The 21590-nt window shown below is 46.8% G+C and carries 20 protein-coding genes and 3 tRNA genes; 11 read left to right on the top strand and 12 right to left on the bottom strand.

The genetic code is table 11. The annotated features are described in order from the left end of the window. Window positions 1–4: 4 nt before the first annotated feature. The 5 genes from truC to U1F02_RS01365 form a co-directional block, all read right to left on the bottom strand. Entirely contained in the window at window positions 5–766 is a 762-nt protein-coding gene (gene truC / locus U1F02_RS01385; protein WP_409988556.1) for a tRNA pseudouridine(65) synthase TruC, read from the bottom strand. Window positions 767–831: 65 nt separating this feature from the next. Next, a complete protein-coding gene (folD, locus tag U1F02_RS01380; RefSeq protein ID WP_409988555.1) occupies window positions 832–1692 on the bottom strand; it encodes a bifunctional methylenetetrahydrofolate dehydrogenase/methenyltetrahydrofolate cyclohydrolase FolD in 861 nt (286 codons plus the stop codon). A gap of 146 nt (window positions 1693–1838) precedes the next feature. Beyond that, window positions 1839–1914, bottom strand: a tRNA-His gene (locus tag U1F02_RS01375). Between the two features lie 46 nt (window positions 1915–1960). Then, window positions 1961–2037 (bottom strand) — tRNA-Arg (locus U1F02_RS01370). 31 nt (window positions 2038–2068) lie between these two features. Beyond that, a tRNA-Pro gene (locus U1F02_RS01365) sits at window positions 2069–2145 on the bottom strand. 205 nt (window positions 2146–2350) lie between these two features. Between U1F02_RS01365 and U1F02_RS01360 the strand changes: the two genes are divergently transcribed. From U1F02_RS01360 to U1F02_RS01335, 6 genes are all read left to right on the top strand, one after another. Beyond that, complete coding sequence (locus tag U1F02_RS01360) at window positions 2351–2845, top strand: flavin reductase family protein (protein WP_409988554.1); 495 nt, start codon at window positions 2351–2353, stop codon at window positions 2843–2845. 468 nt (window positions 2846–3313) lie between these two features. After that, window positions 3314–4330 carry an NAD(P)H-dependent glycerol-3-phosphate dehydrogenase gene (locus U1F02_RS01355; RefSeq protein WP_409988553.1) on the top strand — a complete coding sequence of 339 codons (1017 nt, stop codon included), beginning with the start codon at window positions 3314–3316 and terminating at the stop codon, window positions 4328–4330. Between the two features lie 3 nt (window positions 4331–4333). Then, window positions 4334–4636: a DUF4389 domain-containing protein gene (locus U1F02_RS01350; RefSeq protein ID WP_409988552.1), complete on the top strand. Its 303-nt coding sequence runs from the start codon at window positions 4334–4336 to the stop codon at window positions 4634–4636. A 38-nt stretch (window positions 4637–4674) separates the two neighbouring features. Further along, window positions 4675–5148, top strand: a complete 474-nt coding sequence (gene sixA / locus U1F02_RS01345; protein WP_409988551.1) for a phosphohistidine phosphatase SixA — start codon at window positions 4675–4677, stop codon at window positions 5146–5148. Between the two features lie 2 nt (window positions 5149–5150). Continuing rightward, complete coding sequence (locus U1F02_RS01340; RefSeq protein WP_409988550.1) at window positions 5151–6008, top strand: alpha/beta hydrolase; 858 nt, start codon at window positions 5151–5153, stop codon at window positions 6006–6008. Next, on the top strand, window positions 6009–6914 hold the full coding sequence (locus U1F02_RS01335) for a DUF4892 domain-containing protein (RefSeq protein WP_409988549.1): 906 nt from the start codon (window positions 6009–6011) through the stop codon (window positions 6912–6914). Between the two features lie 45 nt (window positions 6915–6959). Here the strand turns inward: U1F02_RS01335 and folE are convergent, their stop codons facing one another. Then, window positions 6960–7499 carry a GTP cyclohydrolase I FolE gene (gene folE, locus U1F02_RS01330; protein WP_409988548.1) on the bottom strand — a complete coding sequence of 180 codons (540 nt, stop codon included), beginning with the start codon at window positions 7497–7499 and terminating at the stop codon, window positions 6960–6962. Window positions 7500–7672: 173 nt separating this feature from the next. Here folE and prmB point away from each other — a divergent pair, with 173 nt between their 5' ends. Continuing rightward, window positions 7673–8578, top strand: a complete 906-nt coding sequence (gene prmB, locus U1F02_RS01325) for a 50S ribosomal protein L3 N(5)-glutamine methyltransferase (protein ID WP_409988547.1) — start codon at window positions 7673–7675, stop codon at window positions 8576–8578. Between the two features lie 64 nt (window positions 8579–8642). On the opposite strand, the gene U1F02_RS01320 is transcribed toward prmB, so the two are convergent. After that, window positions 8643–9620, bottom strand: a complete 978-nt coding sequence (locus tag U1F02_RS01320; RefSeq protein ID WP_409988546.1) for an alpha/beta hydrolase — start codon at window positions 9618–9620, stop codon at window positions 8643–8645. Between the two features lie 141 nt (window positions 9621–9761). On the opposite strand from U1F02_RS01320, the gene aroC reads away from it, so the two are divergent. The 3 genes from aroC to U1F02_RS01305 all read left to right on the top strand — a co-directional run bounded on the left by aroC (window position 9762) and on the right by U1F02_RS01305 (window position 12927). After that, on the top strand, window positions 9762–10865 hold the full coding sequence (aroC, locus tag U1F02_RS01315) for a chorismate synthase (protein ID WP_409988545.1): 1104 nt from the start codon (window positions 9762–9764) through the stop codon (window positions 10863–10865). Between the two features lie 67 nt (window positions 10866–10932). Then, window positions 10933–12108 carry an MFS transporter gene (locus U1F02_RS01310; RefSeq protein ID WP_409988544.1) on the top strand — a complete coding sequence of 392 codons (1176 nt, stop codon included), beginning with the start codon at window positions 10933–10935 and terminating at the stop codon, window positions 12106–12108. A gap of 48 nt (window positions 12109–12156) precedes the next feature. Further along, window positions 12157–12927, top strand: a complete 771-nt coding sequence (locus U1F02_RS01305; RefSeq protein WP_409988543.1) for an amidohydrolase — start codon at window positions 12157–12159, stop codon at window positions 12925–12927. Window positions 12928–12981: 54 nt separating this feature from the next. Here U1F02_RS01305 and pgm read toward each other — a convergent pair whose 3' ends face one another. From pgm to mfd, 3 genes are all read right to left on the bottom strand, one after another. Beyond that, entirely contained in the window at window positions 12982–14622 is a 1641-nt protein-coding gene (gene pgm, locus U1F02_RS01300; protein ID WP_409988542.1) for a phosphoglucomutase (alpha-D-glucose-1,6-bisphosphate-dependent), read from the bottom strand. A 90-nt stretch (window positions 14623–14712) separates the two neighbouring features. Beyond that, window positions 14713–15417, bottom strand: coding sequence for a CsiV family protein (locus tag U1F02_RS01295; RefSeq protein ID WP_409988541.1), 705 nt, complete (start codon window positions 15415–15417; stop codon window positions 14713–14715). Window positions 15418–15453: 36 nt separating this feature from the next. Continuing rightward, window positions 15454–18939 (bottom strand): transcription-repair coupling factor, encoded by a 3486-nt coding sequence (gene mfd, locus U1F02_RS01290; RefSeq protein ID WP_409988540.1) that lies wholly within the window; start codon window positions 18937–18939, stop codon window positions 15454–15456. A 263-nt stretch (window positions 18940–19202) separates the two neighbouring features. Between mfd and sthA the strand changes: the two genes are divergently transcribed. Then, entirely contained in the window at window positions 19203–20600 is a 1398-nt protein-coding gene (gene sthA / locus U1F02_RS01285; RefSeq protein ID WP_409988539.1) for a Si-specific NAD(P)(+) transhydrogenase, read from the top strand. A 43-nt stretch (window positions 20601–20643) separates the two neighbouring features. On the opposite strand, the gene U1F02_RS01280 is transcribed toward sthA, so the two are convergent. Together U1F02_RS01280 and U1F02_RS01275 are read right to left on the bottom strand one after the other, a co-directional pair. Next, window positions 20644–20994 carry a hypothetical protein gene (locus U1F02_RS01280; protein ID WP_409988538.1) on the bottom strand — a complete coding sequence of 117 codons (351 nt, stop codon included), beginning with the start codon at window positions 20992–20994 and terminating at the stop codon, window positions 20644–20646. Window positions 20995–21003: 9 nt separating this feature from the next. Then, a complete protein-coding gene (locus U1F02_RS01275; protein WP_409988537.1) occupies window positions 21004–21573 on the bottom strand; it encodes a PilZ domain-containing protein in 570 nt (189 codons plus the stop codon). Window positions 21574–21590: the final 17 nt, after the last annotated feature.

The following is a 21590-nucleotide window of genomic DNA, read 5'->3' as shown; positions in this document are numbered from 1 at the left end:
GATTCTAGGTCGTAGTTTGTGAGAAGAGCCAAGCTTTAGGAATGACATTATACCAACCAAATCGATCTATAAGCTGGGTCATTGTTTGGTCTAAGGGGGCGCTTAGCCTAATTGGCGTGTTTATTATTGGGTGTGTGAATAGAAGTTCAGTTGCTGCGAGTAACAAGCGGTTTGAATCGAAAGTATTCTGAAAAAATCGATTATGGTTTCCTTTTCCGTGCTTGGCATCGCCAATAATAGGGTGGCTGATGTGTTTTAAATGGCGGCGGATTTGGTGTTTGCGTCCGGTTTTAGGTAAGCACTTAACAAGTGAGTATCTGCTTTCGGGGTATTTATCGATCGCATAAGGTAAGGAGACCTGTGCAAGTCTAAAAAATTCGGTAACGGCTGGCTTCGGTTCGGCTGTGCGAGCTTTTTGATCGGTGTATTTGTCTTGTTCTTCGGTCAGCGGATAATCAAGTAATAAATATTCGGGGGCCACACCGCGCACAATCGCCAGATAGGTTTTTTGAAGTTCGTGCCGGAAAAAAATATCGCCCATAAGTACGGCAATATCCGCGCTCAGTGCGAAAACCAAGACACCAGAGGTGGGTTTATCCAACCGATGGACTGGGAACACGTGTTGCCCAATTTGGTCGCGCAAGATTTGCATGGCAAAGCGTGTTTCATGGCGATCAATCATGCTGCGATGCACCAACAAACCACTGGGTTTGTTGATCGCAATTAAATAATCATCGCGATAGATAATATCGAGCAATTCGGCCATGTGATGTGCTGAGCAGAAATAAAAACAGGCGCATTAGTAGCGCCTGTTTTTAAAATTAACGATATTTATTTAGCTTTTGTTGATCCCATTTTTTTCTCGCCGGAATCAACGCTTTGATAAATGAGAGTATTAATGGTCATTGGGCCAACGCCACCGGGAACGGGCGTGTAAGCGGAAACGCGATTAACCAGCGGAGCCAGTTCGATATCGCCAACGCCACCGGGGTGATAACCAGCATCAACAACAACCGCGCCATCTTTAATCCACTCGGCTTTAATAAATTCTGGTTTGCCAACGGCGCCAACAATAATATCGGCTTGCTTGATCAAGTCTGGAAGATTTTTAGTGCGTGAGTGGCAAATGGTGACTGTACAGTTGGCGTTAAGCAACATCATCGCCATCGGCTTTCCTAAAATAGGACTACGGCCAACAACAACAGCGTGCTTGCCCGAGAATTCAATGTTGTAGGCTTCAAGCAAACGCATAATGCCTTTTGGTGTTGCGCAACCGTAAGCTTCTTCGCCCATGCTCATACGGCCAAAGCCCAAGCAAGTTACGCCATCAACATCTTTTTCTGCGGCAATCGCATCAAAACACAAACGCTCGTCAATTTGTTCTGGCACTGGGTGCTGCAACAAAATACCGTGAACATTTGGGTTGTTGTTTAATTCCTGAATTTTTGCGAGCAATTGCTCAGTGGTAGTGCTCGAAGGTAATTCAACTTTTAAAGAATCCATTCCAATACGGGAGCAGGCGTTACCTTTCATTTTCACGTAGGTGGCAGAAGCAGGGTCATCACCCACAAGAATCGTAGCCAAAATGGGCGTTTGGCCGTTTGTCGCCGCTTTTAGTGCGGATACGCGTTGCGATAATTCTTGTTCGGTTTTTGCAGCAAGGGCTTTGCCATCCAGTACGAGTGCAGACACAGGTATCTCCAGAAAGGTTTAAAAGGAATCAAAATTTGCGTGCATTTTCACACAGCGAAGAATGTGATCCAAGTGAAAAACCGTCGGAGTGGCTAAATTAAACTTAAAGATAGGAATTAGGTAGAAAAAAGACTAACAAAGGAATATGGGGTGGCTGACGGGGATCGAACCCGCGACAACAGGAATCACAATCCTGGGCTCTACCAACTGAGCTACAGCCACCGTAGAACAAAACTTGGGAAGATTGGGCGTTGATGCAAACCCTGAATGGCACGCCCGGCAGGGCTCGAACCTGCGACCATCCGCTTAGAAGGCGGATGCTCTATCCAGCTGAGCTACGGGCGCGTACTGGACTTGATGTTAGGGTTCTAAAAAGTGGTCGGAGTGGAGGGATTCGAACCCCCGACATTCTGCTCCCAAAGCAGACGCGCTACCGGACTGCGCTACACTCCGAATACTTAAGATGCACTGCATTTCAAGTGGTGCGCATATTATCTATGCCCCCCAAGTTCGTCAACGAAAAATTTAAAAAAATTCAATTTATTCTTGGGTTTAGATATTTTCTAGGCAACTTGGCCGCTTAATGAGCGCAGCTGATAGTTTTACTTGTTTCGCCGAAAGTCTCTGTCAGAATAAGCGGCCAATAAGAGGAGAAGTTATGCACGATAAATCTGTTAGCGAGGCGATGAAGCTTGGCATGCGCCGATTGGCATCAGGCGTCTGTGTGATTGCTGCACGTATAGGTAATGATAAGTTCGCAATGACAGCTTCATCTGTTACCTCCGTTTCCGATAATCCTGCGTCCTTATTGGTTTGCATTAATAAGTTGGTTTCTCAACAAGAATACTTCTCCACCCAAGGCAGCAAATTCTCCGTCAATATCCTTGGTGAAGAGCATGAAGATATTTCGAACCTATGTGCCGGGCGCGAACCGGGCAAAGACAGGTTCAGCTTGGGAAATTGGCATTTTGAAAAACCAACTCCTTATTTAGCGGATGCACAAGCGGTATTTTTTTGTGAAACCGATATGTTCATTAGTTACGGTACCCATCAAATCGTTATTGCGCATATACAGCAGGTGCGTATGGGTGATGTTGTCTTTGCACCACTTCTTTATGCTGATGGTGGCTATGGTCAATTCAGGCATAAATAGTTCGAGTGATCGATTTCCAACTGGTAAAAATGCTCTATTTCGGTGACTGAAATTTTTGTAGAAAATAACTTGCATTGTGAGAATTTTGCTTCTACCGAGGATTCACGGTTAATGATCACTAACTTTTTTATGCACATCTAGCGTGCGTTGATCATGGCGTAATCGATATAGTTAAACAATCATCAGAATTGCTTAAAAAACGCTTATAAAATTCTGTAACATATTGAAAAATAAAGATTTTATAGTGTAGATTAAAAAATAACCAATTTAAGGTGCTGGTAGATTTTATAAGGCTTTGGGCCTGTTTCCCAAAAACTATCCACTAAGTTATCCACAGAAAATGTGGACAATTTTTTTGTTAAAGAATTTGTGCAAAAAAGTTACATTTTTAATTCGATATCACTTTTTTTCACTTTATATCTGTTGATAAAACCTATTTAGTTCACATTTTTTGTTCAGGTTTTCATTATGACTATAAGTTTGACCGTAACTGTGCTTGGAGGGGGAAGTTTCGGCACAGCGATTGCAAATATCATCGCGCACAATAATCACAAGACTTTTCTGTGGATGCGTTCATCTGAACATGCCGCTGCCTGTCAACGTGCTCGTGAAAATACGCAATATTTGCCCGGGTATCGTTTGGCGGATTCCTTGGAAGTTACCGCCGATTTAGAAATGGCCGTCAGCCAAAGTGACCTCGTATTTGTTTCCATTCCCAGCCATTCATTTCGTTCAGTTACTCAGGCTATACGTCCATTCCTACGTAAAGACGCTATTGTCATAAGCACAGCTAAAGGCATAGAGCCCCAAGGCTTCACTCTGATGAGCCAAATCCTTGAGCAGGAGCTACCGAATCATCCTATTGGTGTATTGAGTGGGCCTAACTTTGCTAAAGAGATTGTTCGCCAGCAACAAACCGGATCAGTGATTGCGAGTAGTGATGAACGTGTTATTGAATGCGTTCAAAAAACCCTTTGTTCGGCGAGCTTCCGTGTTTATTCAAACCATGACCGTTACGGTGTTGAGCTTGGTGGTGCGCTTAAAAATATTTATGCGATTATCTGTGGTATGGCGGCAGCCTTGGGCGCAGGACAAAACACTCAAGCCATGCTGCTTACGCGAAGCCTTGCTGAAATGGGGCGATTTGCCCATCTCATGGGTGCGAATCCAATGACTTTTCTTGGTTTGGCCGGTGTTGGTGATTTGATTTTGACCTGTACGTCGGATTTGAGCCGTAATTACCGCGTTGGTTTTGCCTTAGGGCAGGGGAAAAATCTGGATGAAGTTGTAGCCGGGTTGGGGCAGGTTGCCGAAGGTGTAAATACACTCAAACAAGTTAAACAAAAAGCAGATGAATTGGGCGTTTATATGCCATTGGTATCGGGGTTATACGGTATTTTGTTTGAACACAAAGCTATCGCAGATGTTGCGCGCGGTTTGATGATGGGCGAACAAAATACTGATGTAGATTACTTGGGAGTTTAAGTCATGAACAACGAACACATTAAATCCAACTTAACCTCAAGTAAGCACTGGCTGCGTTTGATTTTTATGCTGATCTTCGCGGCGATTTTGCAGCTAGCCAGCATTGTGATGTGGATTCTGGTTATCGCCCAATTTTTATTTTCGTTGATTACGGGCGAAGACAATATCAACCTGCGCAAGTTTGGTCATAGCCTGTCGATTTATATTTTTGATACCTTAAAATTTTTAACTTACGCGAGCGAGGAAAAACCTTTTCCCTTTGCGGATTGGCCTGAAGTTGATCAAACGAGTGAGCAACAGGAATAAATTTTCTCAACAATGCCTTTTCGGTTTGAGGTAAAACTATGCAGGTTTTTGTATTGCGCCACGGTCAGGCTGAACCGCAGCTAACGACAGATGAAGCGCGAAATCTCACCGAGAAAGGGCGTGTTGATGTTGCAGCAAGCGTTAAAAACTCGCTTAGCGAATTGTTGAAAGTTCAGGAAATTTGGGCAAGCCCCTTGGTGCGCGCGCAGCAGACAGCGGAAATTGTGCGCGACATTCTTGCGCAGAATGGTGTAAGTCTTCAAATAAAAACGACGAGCTTGATTACACCGGAAAGCGATCCTTTGCGCTTCTTTGATGAGCTGCAGGTCGCTAATACCAATTCAGTTTTGTTGGCGAGTCACCAGCCATTTGTAGGTGACTTTATCGATTTCTTTTGTGGAAGCCCGCGTGGCGCTCATCCCATGAACACTAGCTCAATGGCGCTAATTGACTGTGATGTTGCCGCGGCTGCATGTGGCGAATTGCGTTGGCTCAGGCACGTGGTGATATAAGTATGAATCCGCAGGAGCTTCGTTTTGAAGTGGCGGGTTTAGTATTCCACGCGCAGGCTTGGGGAAATCCCGAGCATCTTCCTGTTTTAGCTTTACACGGATGGCTGGACAATTCCGCCAGTTTTTTTGCGTTAGCGCCTCTACTGAAAAATGTTTATGTTGTTGCGCTGGATATGGCGGGGCATGGTCGCAGTAGTCATCGTCCCGGCTCATTGCCTTACAATATTTGGGAAGATGTCGCAGAGATTTTTGCCATTGCAGATCTTTTAGGTTGGCAAAGGTTCGCATTATTGGGGCATTCCCGTGGTGGAATTATTGCAGCACTAGCGGCTGGAACATTTCCGGATCGAATTTCACATTTGGCGTTGATTGAAGGCTTGTTGCCCGAGCCCACGCGTGTCGAAGATGCGCCTGTACAATTGGCTCGATCTATAGAAACCACGAAAGCTCGCGCCGACAAAACTTTATCTGTTTATCCTGATGTTGCCATCGCCGTAAAAGCACGCGAACGGGGAATGTTTCCGTTGAGTCATTCTGCTGCCGCTGCGTTGACAGAGCGCGGTTTGAAAAAAGTTGAGCATGGTTACCAGTGGAGCACGGACCCGCGTTTAATGATTCCTTCTGCTGTTAAATTTTTACCGGAACAAACGGCTGCATTTATCAATCGAATTCGTTGTCCGATAGCGTTAGTGCTTGCGGAACAGGGTATGCCCGTTCTACACCCCAACTACGCCAAATCAGTTGCTGCTTTTCCGCAGATCGCTGTGTCATGTTTGTCTGGCGGTCATCATCTACATATGGAAAAAGAAGTTGCTGAAGTGGCAGCTGTGTTTAATCCGTTTTTTGCGAAAAGAGATTGAATGAAAAAGTTTATTTTCGTCCTATGCGCCTTATGCTTTTCTTCATTCGTGGGAGCGGCCGATTTGAAGTTGCAGCCGTATCCAAATGCGCGTGAAATATTTCATAGCGAAACGGAGGAAGACAGCTTTTTGCTTGCCTTAAGCGCCTATAAAAAAGTAGATGACACTTGGTTGGTGGATAGATCGCAGCGACTAGGCGGTAAGCTTGAGCGCCATACCTTCGAGTTACCCGCGGATCATAACGCCGAAGCCGGGTTTGCATTCTTTAAAGATCAAATCGACAAATACAACTTGCGCGAATTATTTCATTGTCGCGCGCGGGATTGCGGAACGAGTAACAGCTGGGCGAATAATCATTTTAAAATTATTCAGCTTTACGGCATGGATCAATACCAGTTGTATGGCGCTTACGAAATTACCAATGCGGATGAAAAACCGTTTTATGTTGTGATTTACGCCGTAATGCGCGGAAACAAACGTGCATATGTACAGCTCGAGGTGCTTCATATAAACAAGGTGGATGATTTTGGTGTTGCTTCCAGCCCGGAAACATTAAACAAGTTACTCAATACCAACGGTTATTTTGTATTCCCGGATTTTGTGAGTAAAGATGCAACTGGCGGCGCGCATTTGCAAATTAAGCAGGCGCATATCCAAGCCTTGGTGGCGTTGCTGGCTTTGCAACCCAAGTTAAATATAGCCTTGGTGGGACACGACTATTCGCCTGCGTCAATCGAACAGCAACAAGCTGAATCGAAAAAGAATGCTAACCAAATCAAAGCAGCATTGGTTGCGGCTGGTGTCAGTGAGAAACGCTTGCAGACCTTCGGCGTTGGAAGTTTGGCGCCTGCTGGGAGAGGTGATAGAAGTGCGAGGGTTGAAGTTGTAAAAGTGGGCGATAACTAAATGCAAAACGGACCATCAAGGTCCGTTTTTTTTAAGTTCTTTTCACTAATTCACTAGCGACAAAAATTCCATCCGCGTCGCTTGGCTGCTACGGAAGCTACCCAGCATGGCAGATGTTTTCATCAAAGAGTTTTGCTTTTCAACACCGCGCATCATCATGCACATGTGTTTGGCTTCAATAATCACACCTACGCCGCTTGCACCGGTGATTTTCAATACAGATTCCGCGATTTGTGTTGTCAGTTGTTCCTGAATTTGTAAACGACGCGCATACATATCCACAATTCGAGCAACTTTAGACAGGCCAAGCACTTTACCGGTGGGAATGTAAGCCACGTGCGCTTTACCAATGAATGGGAGCAAGTGGTGTTCGCACATTGAATAGAGTTCAATGTCTTTTACCAGAATCATTTCGCTGGAGTCGGATGGAAACAGAGCGCCGTTCACCACTTCATCAAGTGTTTGCTGATAGCCGCGGGTTAAAAATTGAAACGCTTTGGCAGCGCGCTCGGGTGTATCTTGCAAACCGGGGCGATTCAAGTCCTCGCCAATGCTGGAAATAATATTCGCAAAATGTTCTTTCATGGAGTCCTCGCTGCGCAAAAAGCTTTTTTGCGTGTATTTGAAGTTTTAACGGCGGGCATTTTACCCTGTAAGCATGCGTAAAACGAATCTGATTTTGGGCATGAGGCAAGATTCTTTCGCTCGCAGCCGCTGGCTTGGTTAGAATAGCGACAAATTTTCCACGAGTTCTAATTATGGTTACAACTTTCCTTGACCCTTGCGATGAACTGTTTAGCTTGCGCGATTTCATTCGCTGGGGAGCTAGCGAGTTCACAGCGGCAAACCTCTATTTTGGTCATGGTACGGATAACGCATGGGATGAGGCTGAGCAGCTTGTGTTGCATGCGGTTCATTTGACCCCGCCCTTAGCAGACGAATGGTTGAGTGCACGTCTCACGCATCCCGAGCGCAAGCGAGTGGTTGAAAATCTTACCCGCCGAATCCAAGAACGGATTCCCGCTGCTTACATTACGGGTCAAGCTTGGTTTGCTGGTTTGCCATTTACTGTGGATGAGCGCGTGTTGGTGCCTCGTTCGCCTATTGGCGAGCTCATCCAACAGCAATTTTCACCTTGGTTAAGTCAGGAACCTGCACAGATTTTGGATTTGTGTACGGGTAGCGGGTGCATAGGTATCGCTTGCGCTTACGCCTTTCCCGATGCAGAAGTGCAGTTAAGCGATATATCTTTTGATGCGCTTGCCGTTGCGGAAGAAAACATCCAACAGCATGGTTTGGAAGACCGCGTATTTGCCATGCAATCTGATTTGTTTGGAAACTTTGGCGGTCAGCAATTCGATTTAATTGTTTCGAACCCGCCTTATGTTGATGAAGACGACTTGGCCACTATGCCGCCGGAATATCATGCAGAGCCAGAAATAGGCTTGGGTTCAGGCGCAGATGGGCTCGATTTCACGCGTCGCTTGTTGCGGGAAGCTAGTCAGTATTTAACAGACGAGGGCGTACTGATTGTCGAGGTTGGCAACTCATGGGTTGCGCTTGAAGAAGCCTTCCCGGAAGTTCCTTTCACCTGGATTGAATTTGAGCGCGGTGGTCACGGTGTGTTTATGCTGCGTAAGGCGGATTTACTCGCTCACTTTTAGTCTCGTGCGGCCTTGTTGTGCAATCCAAGGCCGCCATCCCATTCAGCGTTTTGAAGCGCTGTCGTTATTTTGTATTCCACATCCATCTCAAAATGTCTGGCAGCAAGGCACCGCCGTGTTGATCTGAATGTCCGCCGTCGCCCCAGGTGTAATTGAATTCGTAGCGCGGGCCTGCGTCCGCATTTTTATCCGCATTAGCGTTGGCCCATTGCAGTGAGGACAACATCTGCTGGTTAGCTAAAAACCAGTTACCGTGTTCGTTGCTGAGGTCGTTACTGCCGTCCTGCAAGTAAATTTTCATTGGACGAATCGGTGATTTGCGGATCAAGCCGGGGTACAGGTCGCCACCGGGTTGCATCGGTGTTGTGGCTGTCGCTGGTTGGTAACCAATAGACGTGTAGCTGCCAATCATGCTGATGACCTTTTGAAATACATCCGGGCGGTGCCACGCAACGGTAAATGCGCAAATCGCGCCGCTACTGGTGCCACCAATAATGTGGTCGCTTGCTTTGGGGCTATATGGATATTTTTTTGCCACTTCTGGTAACAGCTCGTCAATTAAAAAGCGCGCGTAGTTGTCGTTAAGCGCGTCGTACTCAGGTGCACGATGGTCGGGGTTAGACATGCCCAAGTTGTCGGGATAATGCTCGCTTAAATTGCCCGGGGTGATGAACACGCCTATGGTTTGCGGTATAGCTTTTTGGTAGATCAAATTATCCAATACTGTGGGTATACGCAGTGAGCCCTTGGGGTTGGTAGCACGTTGGCCATCCTGAAAAACAAGTAGCGCCGGTTTGGTTTTGGCTTTCGCTTTGTAGTCCGCGGGTACGTAAATCCAGTATTGGCGTACGGTGCCGGCAAACACTTTACTGTGAAATTCAAAAGGGCCCTCCAGTTTACCTTTGGGGACTTTGGGTTGCTCCAGAGAATCAGCTGTGAACGGGTAGTCGCCGGGTTGGCGGGGCTTGGCTTGATCCTCAGCCCATACCATAGTGCTTAATAAAGCCAAGAACGCCATTATTGTTATTTGCAGCTTCTGCATGAATCACCTCATCAGTATTTTTATTCGTGGGGATTTATAGCACGGAAACCCAGCGTGCCCTAATGGCGCGCATGTAAAAGTGTGTTTAGTTAACGTATAATCGCGCCCACTTTTGCACGCGTTCATTGGGTTGGAACACACATGTCTGGTAATACTTACGGTAAATTGTTTACGGTCACCACCTTCGGCGAAAGCCACGGCCTCGCGCTTGGCGCGATTGTTGACGGTTGCCCACCCGGGTTGTCTCTGACCGAGGAAGATTTGCAGATAGATTTGGATCGCCGTAAGCCAGGTACCTCTCGCTATACCACTCAGCGCCGTGAAGATGATTTGGTAAAAATTTTATCGGGTGTGTTTGAAGGCAAAACCACGGGTACGCCAATTGGTTTAGTAATTGAAAATACCGACCAGCGTTCTAAAGATTACTCCAACATTAAAGATCAATTCCGTCCTGCCCATGCGGATTACACCTACATGCAAAAATACGGTGTGCGCGATTATCGCGGTGGTGGCCGTTCATCGGCACGTGAAACAGCCGTGCGTGTTGCGGCGGGTGCTATTGCCAAAAAATATTTAAAAGATTTTCATGGCATTGAGGTTCGCGGTTATTTATCGCAGTTAGGCCCGATCAAAATTGAAAGCGTAGATTGGGATCAGGTTGAACAAAATCCTTTCTTCTGTCCCGATGCAAGCAAAGTCCCTGAGATGGAAGAGTTTATGAAAGCCCTTAACAAAGAGGGCGACTCCATAGGTGCGAAAATTACCGTTATTGCCACAAATGTTCCACCGGGTTTAGGTGAGCCTATTTTTGATCGCCTTGATGCAGAAATTGCTCATGCGTTGATGAGTATTAACGCAGTGAAGGGCGTGGAAATTGGTGAAGGTTTTGGTGTGGTAGATCAACGCGGCAGCCAACATCGTGATGAAATGACGCCAGAAGGTTTCTTATCCAATAACGCTGGTGGTATTTTGGGTGGCATTTCTTCAGGGCAGGACATTATTGCGAATATCGCGTTAAAGCCTACTTCAAGTTTGCATATTCCCGGTCGCAGTGTTGATGTGCACGGTAACCCCGTAGAAGTAGTTACCAAAGGCCGCCACGACCCTTGTGTTGGTATTCGCGCAACACCTATTGCAGAAGCTATGCTTGCATTGGTTTTGATGGATCACATGCTCCGTCATCGCGGCCAAAACGGTGGTGTAAAACATTCGGTTCCTGTAATCCCCGCCAGCGTTAAGTCTTAAAATCCCGGTTTACCGTCGCTCAACGGGCGACGGTTCACATCTTTAGCGATTCCAGCTTTAAGCAACTATGCCCAATACATCTGCTGTTCCACATTCCTTTCCGTATTGGCGTCTTTCCAGTTTTTATTTTTTCTATTTTGCCGTTGTGGGTTCACTCACACCTTACTGGGGCGTGTATTTAAAATCCTTGGGCTACAGCTCCAAAGATGTTGGTTTTATCACCGCTATTATTTTAGGTACGCGTATTATTGCGCCCAATTTTTGGGGTTGGCTTGCGGATAAAACGCAACAGCGCTTACGCATAATTCGCCAAGGTAGTGCCATAGCCTGCGTTTGCTTTGCGGGTGTGTTAATTAGCCATGATTATGCGTGGCTGGTGTTGGTCATTAGCTGTTACACCTTTTTTTGGCACGCGGTCTTGCCGCAGTTCGAAGTTATCACCTTGTCTTATCTGGGCAATCAATACCAACGCTACGGCCAAATTCGCCTATGGGGTTCCATAGGTTTTATGGCAGCGGTCGTTGGGCTGGGCTTGTTGTTTGATTTTTTGCCCGTTCGGTTTTTGCCGCTCGCCATTTTAAGTTTTCTGTTGTTGATATTTTTATCCAGCTTGTCTTTAAAAGCGGTTCCCGTTGCAAAAAGTGCTGAGCCCAGCAAAGGCTTTTTTCATTTGGTGGCGCAACCCGCAATCATCTGCTTTTTGTTGGCGAGTTTTTTGTTGCAGTTAAGCCACGGGCCTTATTACACCTTTTACAGTTTGTATTTGCAGGAAGGCTACGGGTACTCCAGTACATCCACAGGTTTACTTTGGGCGCTTGGAGTCTTGGCTGAAGTTGCTATCTTTTTGGTGATGCCAAAAATCATGCACAGGTTTGATGTGCGGAATTTGCTGCTGGTTACTTTTTTTGTCACAGCCTGCCGTTGGTATTTGATTGGCTATTGCGCGCAGTGGTTAAGTGTTTTGTTATTTGCGCAGCTGTTGCACGCGGTGAGTTTCGGCATTGCTCACGCTGCGTCAATCGAAATTGTCCGTAGTCATTTTAAAGGTGCACATCAAGGGCAGGGGCAGGCGCTTTACAGCTCACTCGGCTTTGGCGCGGGTGGCGCGCTTGGCGCCTTAATCGGTGGTTTTCTCTGGGATCACAGCGCAAGTCTCACATTTTTGGTCGCGAGCCTTTCCTCATTCGCCGCTTTTGTTATCGCGTTTTTTGGGCTACATTTAAAAAAATCTTCTGCGGCTTAGTTGGAGATCAACTGTCACAAGCAAGCCGTTTAGTAGCGAGAGTCCCTCATGCAAAATCTCAAACTTGCGCTTATCCAACAAGAAATTGTTCCCAACAATCCCCAACACAATTTAGATACTTTTTCGAAAGCGATGAGCTCGTTAAAGGATGTTGACCTCATTATTCTGCCAGAAGTATTTACCACGGGCTTTTGTAGTAACGCGCGCAATTATGCAGAGCGTATAGATGGCACGGCTTATCAATGGATGGCAGATCAAGCGAAGAGATTGAACGCGGTGGTGACGGGTAGTTTGGTCGTAAAAGTAGGTGATCAACATTTTAATCGTCTAGTTTGGATGCGCCCCGATGGAACCTATATTCATTATGACAAACGCCATTTATTCCGCATGGCAGGTGAGCATGAACGCTATGCAAGTGGCAACGAACGCGTGCTGGTCGAGCTCAAAGGCTGGCGAGTTTTGCCCATGATTTGTTACGACTTGCGTTTCCCTGTGTGGAGCAGAAATCGTAATGACTATGATTTGGCGATTTACGTTGCCAATTGGCCAAGCGCTCGCGCACTACATTGGAATCGCCTGCTACAGGCGCGCGCTATTGAAAATTTAGCTTATGTCGCTGGTGTTAATCGCGTCGGCATGGATGAAAAGCACCAACATTATTCTGGCGATTCGAGCGTGTTCAGTTCACTGGGAGAGACTGTGTTTACTTCGCAAGAACCGGGCGCATTTGTCGTGGAATTATTTGCAGATAAATTAAACGAGCATCGCGAGAAATTTCCTGCCTACATGGATGCCGATGATTTTGAAATTAAAATCTAAACAAAAAAGCCGCTGTAGATAGCGGCTTTTTTGTTTTAGCGAATTGCTTGTTTACTAGCTGATCGCTTTGTCTACAATCTTCTGCGCTTCGGCAATCAATTGTTGCAAATGATCTTTTCCTTTAAAGCTTTCTGCGTAGATTTTATAAATATCTTCAGTACCCGATGGGCGCGCGGCGAACCAACCACTCTTGCTGGATACTTTAATGCCGCCAATTGCTGCATTGTTCCCCGGTGCATGGGTAATAATGCTTTCAATTTTTTCACCCGCCAACTCTGTCGAAGTGATTTGATCTGGCGACAATTTTGAAAGCGCTTTTTTCTGCGCGGTGTTTGCAGGTGCTTCTACGCGGCTTTCTGCTGCATGACCAAATTCGTCGGCTAGCGCTTTGTAGTGTTGGCCAGGATCGCGACCCGTTTTAGCCACAATTTCACCTGCCAGAAGCGCTGGAATCAGACCGTCTTTGTCAGTTGTCCACACACTGCCATCAATACGCAGGAACGATGCACCCGCGCTTTCTTCGCCACCAAAACCTAAAGAACCATCAAACAAACCGGGTGCGAACCATTTAAATCCGACAGGGACTTCATGCAAGCGACGGCCAAGCTTTTCACTTACACGATCAATCATGGCGCTACTCACAACGGTTTTACCAATAGCGGTTTTCGCACCCCATTGCGGACGGTTGGAAAATAAATATTCAATCGCCACCGCTAAATAATGGTTCGGTGGTAATAAACCTGCGCTTGGCGTCACTATGCCGTGGCGATCGTGGTCGGCATCGCACGCGAAGGCGACTTGGTAATCGTTGCGTTTGGCGAGCAAGCCTTGCATGGTGTAAGCAGAAGAAGGGTCCATGCGAATTTTTCCGTCCCAATCGGCCGGCATAAATTCAAAGGTTGGGTCGATGATTTGATTGATCAAATGCAAATCGATTTTATAAAAATCAGCAATCGCACTCCAGTAACGCAAACCAGCGCCGCCTAATGGATCTACACCCAAACGTACGCCCGCATCGCGAATTGCATTCATATCCACCACGTTAATTAAATCTTTCACGTAATGACTGATGTAATCGTGGTGATGGGTGCTTGGTGCTTTTATGGCAACGCGGTATTCCATGCGTTTTACATCGCGCAAGTTATTTTCCAAAAGCTCATTCGCGCGCGCTTGCATCCAATTGGTCACGTCAGAGTCCGCTGGGCCGCCGTTGGTTGGGTTGTATTTGTAACCACCGTTATCGGGCGGGTTGTGCGAAGGAGTAATCACAACACCGTCGGCCAAGCCATTGGTGCGACCTTTGTTGTAAGTCAGAATCGCGTGAGACACCGCGGGAGTTGGAGTGAACTCGCCACCGGTCGCCAAAAAGATATCAACACCATTCGCGGCAAAAACTTCTACTGCGCTGATTTGAGCGGGTTCAGACAGCGCGTGCGTGTCAATCCCAACATAGAGTGGACCGGTAATTCCTGCTTGCTTGCGGTAATCACAAATCGCTTGGGTAATGGCGAGTACGTGGTTTTCGTTGAAGCTGGTTTTTAACGCGGAGCCGCGATGGCCAGAAGTACCAAAACTGACGCGCTGTTCGGCAATGCCGGGGTCAGGTTTTTTATCGTAGTAAGCGGCGGTCAGCAGAGTGACATCTACCAGCATTTCCTGTGGTAGTAATTTGCCCGCGTATGGACTAATGCTCATGTAAGAACTCCTTCGTGCACTATGGCTTTGTTCTGGTTGATAAGTTGATACCGAAAAGGTTGATCTTTAGATGTGTTCTCAGGTGTCAGTCTAGTTAATTTTTCCTGCCGTATCGTAGGGAATGATTTTTACCACAATTCCCAGCAGCGGGTGATCAATATAGTGCACCTCGTTACTGCGCATGCTGCGCTCCTGGCTTACTTTTACAATGCGTTTAATCAAGTAGTCCTGACTTTTGTCTGATGTCGTAGCCTCTGCAAAAGGCAGTGGCGGCAAGCTTGGCCAAGATTCGGTCAGGTTTGTTCCAGCAGGCGCAAATTGCGACAGCCACAAATTCGTTTGAATCTTTAAATATTGCCCAACGCTCAGGGCGATACTGCCTTCTAATTCCTGATGCCCGCCCACGTTTTTACCGCCGCTGATAAAAATATGTGTTTTGCGCGCATAAATGGTTTGACGCCAAGCTTGGTGGTAGAGCACAGAATAGGTGCCGCTCCGCGCAAGGGTGGCTGCCTGGGCATTCAATGTGCGCTCACTCGCAGGCAGAAGACTAAAGCCCTCGGAACTGTTATCCGTTTTTAAGCTGACAAGATTATCGGGGTAACTCAGCTTCACGTCTGTTGGCCAAGCCTCTTGCGGATTAATTTCGGGGCGTGAAAACACAATTAACTCGACTTGATACACGCGTTCGTGGTTTTGTGGTGTATCTGTATCAGTTTGCGCGTGGCTGCAGGTGGCAAATGCCAGCAAGACTAACTGCAGTACAATGAATCTGACGTATTTTTGTAGGGGCATAATCAATTCTCTAGCTTTCGATTATTTATTAAGCGATTAAGGCATTAATTTGTCGAGCAAGCCAGTGACTTCTTGCAATCGTTGCTCGGTAGTTTCCATGGGCAGCGTAAATTTTAGCTTGTTTGCGCCTTCCAATTTATAGGCATGAGGAGCTGCTTGCACCATTTTTACGATGGTGAGCGGTTCAACGCGCGTATCGCTGCTGAATTCAATCACGCCGGAACGGGCGCCAGCTTCCAATTTGGTAATGCCAATGGTCTGCGCTTTAAGTTTTATTTGCGTGACACGAATGAGATTTTTGGTTTGCTCGGGCAATAAACCGAAGCGATCAATCATCTCCACCTGCAATTCGCGCAAGGCTTCGTCGGTTTCGGCGTTGGCCAATCGTTTGTACATAATCAGGCGCGATTGAACGTCGGGCAAATAATCCGATGGGATGAGCGCTGGAATGCGCAGGTTAACATCCACCATGCCATCGAATTCATTGGTTGGGTCAGGGATTTTGCCTTTGCGAATAGCTTTAACAGCACGGTCTAACATTTCCATGTAAAGCGTGAAGCCAATGGTTTGGATTTGCCCGCTTTGCTCTTCACCGAGCAATTCGCCGGTGCCGCGAATTTCCATATCGTAGGTCGCCAAAGTGAAACCCGCACCTAAATCTTCGGCGGCGGAAATAGCTTCCAAGCGTTTAACAGCATCGGCCGTCATTGAACGTTTGTCAGGCGTTAAAAGGTAAGCGTAAGCCTGGTGATGCGAGCGACCAACACGTCCGCGCAGTTGGTGTAATTGCGCCAAACCGAATTTATCGGCGCGATGAATTACAATCGTATTTGCGTTGGGAATGTCGATACCCGTTTCGATAATCGTTGTACACACCATCACATTAAAACGTTTGTGATAAAAATCAGACATAACACGCTCAAGTTCGCGCTCACGCATTTGGCCGTGGCCAATCACAATGCGCGCTTCGGGTACAAGCTCTTGTAAATCGCGCGCCGTTTTTTCAATGGTGCTAACTTCGTTATGCAAATAATAAACTTGGCCACCACGCAAAATTTCACGCAGGATCGCTTCTTTAATGATGTTGTCATCGTGTGTGCGCACGAAAGTTTTTACAGACAAGCGGCGTGCAGGTGGCGTTGCGATAATCGACAAATCGCGAATGCCTGACATGGACATATTCAAGGTGCGCGGAATTGGTGTTGCAGTGAGCGTTAAAATATCAATCTCAGCACGCAAGGCTTTGAGTTGTTCCTTTTGACGAACGCCAAAGCGATGCTCTTCGTCGATAATTAACAGGCCTAGATTTTTGTATTTGATATCAGGCGAGAGCAGGGCGTGAGTGCCCACAATAATATCGATTTTGCCTTCGGCAATACGCGGTTTTACTTCGTTAACTTCTTTTGCGGTTTTAAAACGCGAGAGCACTTCAATGGTAATCGGCCAATCCGCAAAGCGGTCCTTCAATGATTCGTAGTGTTGTTGTGCCAACAATGTGGTGGGCGCAAGAATCGCCACTTGCTTACCGGCGTGGCTTGCGACAAAAGCCGCGCGCATGGCGACTTCAGTTTTACCAAAACCTACATCACCACACACCAATCTGTCCATGGGTTTTGGCGAAAGCATATCGGCAATAACGGCTTCAATCGCGCGTTGCTGGTCTGGCGTTTCTTCAAAGGGAAAACTCGCCGCAAAATTTAAATAAGCTTCTTTGGGATCGGCAAACGCAAAGCCTTTTCTCGCAGCGCGGCGAGCGTAAACTTCCAGCAATTCAGCGGCTGTATCGCGAATTTGTTCCGCCGCTTTGCGTTTGGCTTTTTGCCAGGTCTCGCTACCGAGTTTGTGTAGCGGCGCTAATTCTTCATCGGTGCCGCTGTAGCGGCTGATCAAATGCAGATTGGTCACGGGAACGTAGAGTTTGGTTTCGTCCGCGTACTCCAGCGTTAGGAATTCGTTGGTTTGGTCGTCAATCGTGATGGTTTCCAATCCACGGTAACGGCCTACACCGTGATCTATGTGAACAACTGGCGAACCGATTTTTAATTCTGTCAGGTTTTTAACAATTAAATCGGAGTTGTCCTGGCTTTGTTTGCGGCGGCGTGTTTGCTGCACGCGTTCGCCAAATAATTGCGTTTCAGTAATAAGCGCAATTGAAGGTTCCTCGAGTAGCAAGCCTTGCTCAAGCGGTGCAGTGGTAATGGCTATTTTTTCTTTGCCACTAATGAAATTTGACCAGCTATCGATAATCGTGGGTGTTACACGAATTCGGCTTAACAATTCCAGCAAGCTTTCACGTCGACCGGCAGAATCTGCGCAAAAGAGCACACGCCCGCTGAACTCAAATAGAAATGCTTGAATCGCAGTGAGCGGATTTTCCGCTTGCGAACGAATCGGCATGCTTGGTGGTAACTGGCTTGAAAAATTCGTGTTACCAGCTTTTTCTTCCAATATTTCTGAAACAATAAAGGTGCGGCAATAATCTTTGAGGTGACCAAAAAGCTCATCAATCGCCAAATAAATTTCTTTGGGTGCAAGAATAGGGCGTTGTGGGTCTACCCTGCGGCTTTCATACCGGCGTAAAAGCTCAAGCCAAAAGTTTTCGGCGGCTTTTTCAATATCACCCAAGCCATATATTTGTGTGTTCTTCGGCAAGTAATCGAAGAGCGTGCTGCAGTTTTCAAAAAACAACGGCAAATAATATTCAATGCCCGGTGGTGATATGCCGGCGCTTACATCCTGAAAAATGGAACAGGCCTTATGGTCAACATCGAATTTCTCCATCCAATGTTGTTTAAAACGCTGAATGCCAATTTTGTCGAGTGGAAATTCTTTTGCGGGTAGCAGTTGAATACTGTTGACTTGTTCAACGGTTAATTGTGTTTCAGGATCAAAAGTGCGTAGTGTTTCAATCTCGTTGTCAAACAAATCCAAACGGTAAGGTTGCTCGCTGCCCATAGGGAATATATCCAGCAGCGCGCCGCGCACAGCGTATTCGCCGTGCTCGTAGACTGTATCAACGCAATGGTAACCGGCTTTCTCAAAGTTGCGGCGCATTGCATCTATATCAATTCGTTGCCCGCACTCCACCATTAAGCTGTTACCGATTAAGTAATCGGACGGCATTAATCGCTGTAACAAAGACGTCACAGGAACGACCAAAATCCCTTGCTGGGTTTGAGGAAGTTGGTAAAGCGTTTTTAAACGATCAGAAATAATGTCCTGATGCGGCGAAATGGTGTCGTAGGGAAGTGTTTCCCAATCAGCGAGGTGCAATATCGGAAAGTCCTCGCGCTGGTTAAAGAACATAAGTTCAGTTTCCAGACGAAGCGCGCTGCTGGTATCGGCGGTGACCACCAAACTAAAACCTTGGGTGGCGTAAGCGCCGTTCAGTATGGCGAGTGCCTGCGCACTGCCGTGCAGTTGCCCCCAGCTTTGTCTATTACCAGAGCGGGACGATACGGGAGGATTGTTGATAGAGACCATCGTAAAGCGCTTTTCAACCTGTAATTGCGAGGGGCACATTGTACCTGCGCCTTGGTGAAAAGTGGGTTCTGTAGCTCACTATTTGTGGTACAGATTTGATGTGGCAATTGAAAGACTGGAGAGGGAATTGCTTAGAGTTTGAAGGATTTGTTCAAGCGCCGTTTGTGTGCGCAAAACTTGAGCATAAGTTGATCTGTAACATCTTCACCTATGCCTTCTGAGGCATTTGCTGATTTTCGTTGCTACAATGGTTTCATGTCTCGGGCTTGTCGCCTGACCAAGAGTAACGCTAGGGGGAAAAAGTGGCAGATTTCATGTACGACGTTTTGGTTATTGGTTCGGGCCCTTCCGGTGAAAGTTCCGCTATTGCTGCCGCTAAAGCGGGCAAAAAGGTAGGAATCATCGAAAACAGAACTGTGGTTGGCGGCAGCTGTGCTCACAAAGGTACGATTCCCTCAAAATCCCTTCGCCATGTTGTTAAGCAAGTTATCCAGTTTAAAAACAACAGTTTGTTCCGTGAGCTGGGCGATACCCGCCGCCTGACATTTCCCCGCGTACTGGAATCTGCTGCGCGCGTTATCCCGAAACAGGTGGAGCTTCACACTAACTTTTATGTGCGCAACCGAGTGGCTGTGCACATTGGTGATGCATCTTTTATTAACAAACACGAAATTGAATTGGTAGCACCGGACGGCGCTAAAGAAATTATCGGCGCGTCAGATATTATTATCGCCACTGGTTCTCGCCCTTATCGCCCAGATGATGTTGATTTTACCCATCCCCGCATTTACGACAGCGATACGATTTTGGATATGCAACATACTCCGCGTCATTTAATTGTTTACGGCGCGGGCGTGATTGGGTGTGAATATGCCTCGATTTTTTCTGGCTTGGGCATGCGCGTTGATTTGATCAACAACCGCGATCGTTTGCTGTCATTTTTGGATGACGAAATTTCGGACGCGTTGAGTTATCACTTACGCGATAGCGGTGTGACTGTTCGCCACGGCGAAGAATACGAATCTATTGAGGCCAGCGAGCATAGCGTGACCCTGCATTTGAAATCCGGCAAGCGCTTACGTGCGGATGCAATTTTGTGGTGTAACGGCCGAAGCGGTAATACCCATACGCTCAATTTGGATGCGATTGGTTTGAAGGCGGATCATCGCGGCAACTTAAAAGTGGATGATTGCTATCGCACCGAAGTTGAGAATATTTATGCCGTAGGTGATGTTATTGGTTGGCCTGGTTTGGCGAGTGCGTCTTACGGTCAAGGTCGTGCCGTGTCTGGTGGTATTTTGGGTGACGCGTGCATCAAGCTTTCCAACGTACCAACCGGTATTTATACACTACCTGAAATCAGCTCTATTGGTCGCACAGAAACCGAACTAACCCAAGCAAAGGTTCCATATGAAGTGGGCCGGGCTTTCTTCAAAAATACTGCGCGCGGGCAAATATCGGGCGAATATGTGGGCATGTTGAAGCTGCTGTTCCATGTGGATACCTTGGAGGTTTTGGGCGTTCATTGCTTTGGCGCTGAAGCCGCTGAAATTGTGCACATTGGCCAAGCCATTATGGGACAAAAAGGCGAGGGCAATACTATTCAATATTTCCTCACAACAACCTTCAACTATCCGACCATGGCAGAAGCTTATCGAGTAGCGGCTCTGGATGGAATGAATCGTATTAGTCGTCGATAGGATTTGATACTGCGAAAAAAAACGCATCTTCGATGCGCTTTTTTTATTTCAGCTTTAAATTCTCTTCCGGCATCTCATCCGTTGTTTCTATTTTAATCTCCTCGCTTTTGTGCAGCTTGGGTTTAATAACGCTGTGAATTACGTGGTCGCTCTCAAAGTAAACCGTAAATTCTCCGTAATCCCAGCTGGAAATAGGCGGCTTACCTTTAGCGGGGTTTTCTTTTTGAGGTTCGCCGTATTGGCTTTTAACTTGAGCTTTGGTTAAGCCTGTTGTGGGTGTAGCAATATGTTGGCTTCCCGCTTGTTCGCCTAACGGAATTTTAACGTCGTCCGCCAAAGCGGCTGCACCTAAAAGGCTTAGGCTTAGAGCGCTGGATAAGATCATCTTTTTCATAGGTATTCCTTACGCATTTCCTTGAAGACGGCGTTTTTCCGCCATTTGGGCGCGCATGATTTGTTGGCCTATCAGTTGCTGTTGAATTTCTGTAATTCGGTGAAACTTGGCGGCAACTTGGAACTCGCCGGTGTTGCTGGAATCGCAGCGGATTATCTTGGCAAAAAGAATTAAGCCTGCGTTACTCGGCAAAAAAACAATACGTAAAGCGATGTAATCATCCACTTTCAGCTCGCCCGAACTACCAAATGCAATTCCGCCTTCACTCAGGTTAACCTGCTTAATCGTTTTTGAGGGTGGTTGCGGCTTTTGGTCCGCCATAAGCTGCTGGCCTAGCAGTTCGATTTTTCGATTCAAATTGTGCAGATATTCAGCAAGTGGACGACTCAATTCCTTAATTTGAAACATAAACTGCGCATTTTCTGCGTCTATTTTTTTTAGCTCCGAATAGAGCTTCAAGGAATTGGCGTTGCTGAAAAGTGCTTCTGGTTCGCTTTTATTAGCAGCGAGTTCGTCAACCTTTTTGAACTCAAGGGCGATAGTTTCATCAATCCGGAAAAAACTGCGTCGTTCTGACATGGTCATTTCTCTTGTAA

Origin of the sequence: Cellvibrio sp. (assembly GCF_046347455.1) — a bacterium.
In the GTDB taxonomy this organism is placed as follows: domain Bacteria; phylum Pseudomonadota; class Gammaproteobacteria; order Pseudomonadales; family Cellvibrionaceae; genus Cellvibrio.
This window is presented reverse-complemented; position numbering and strand designations above follow the sequence as displayed.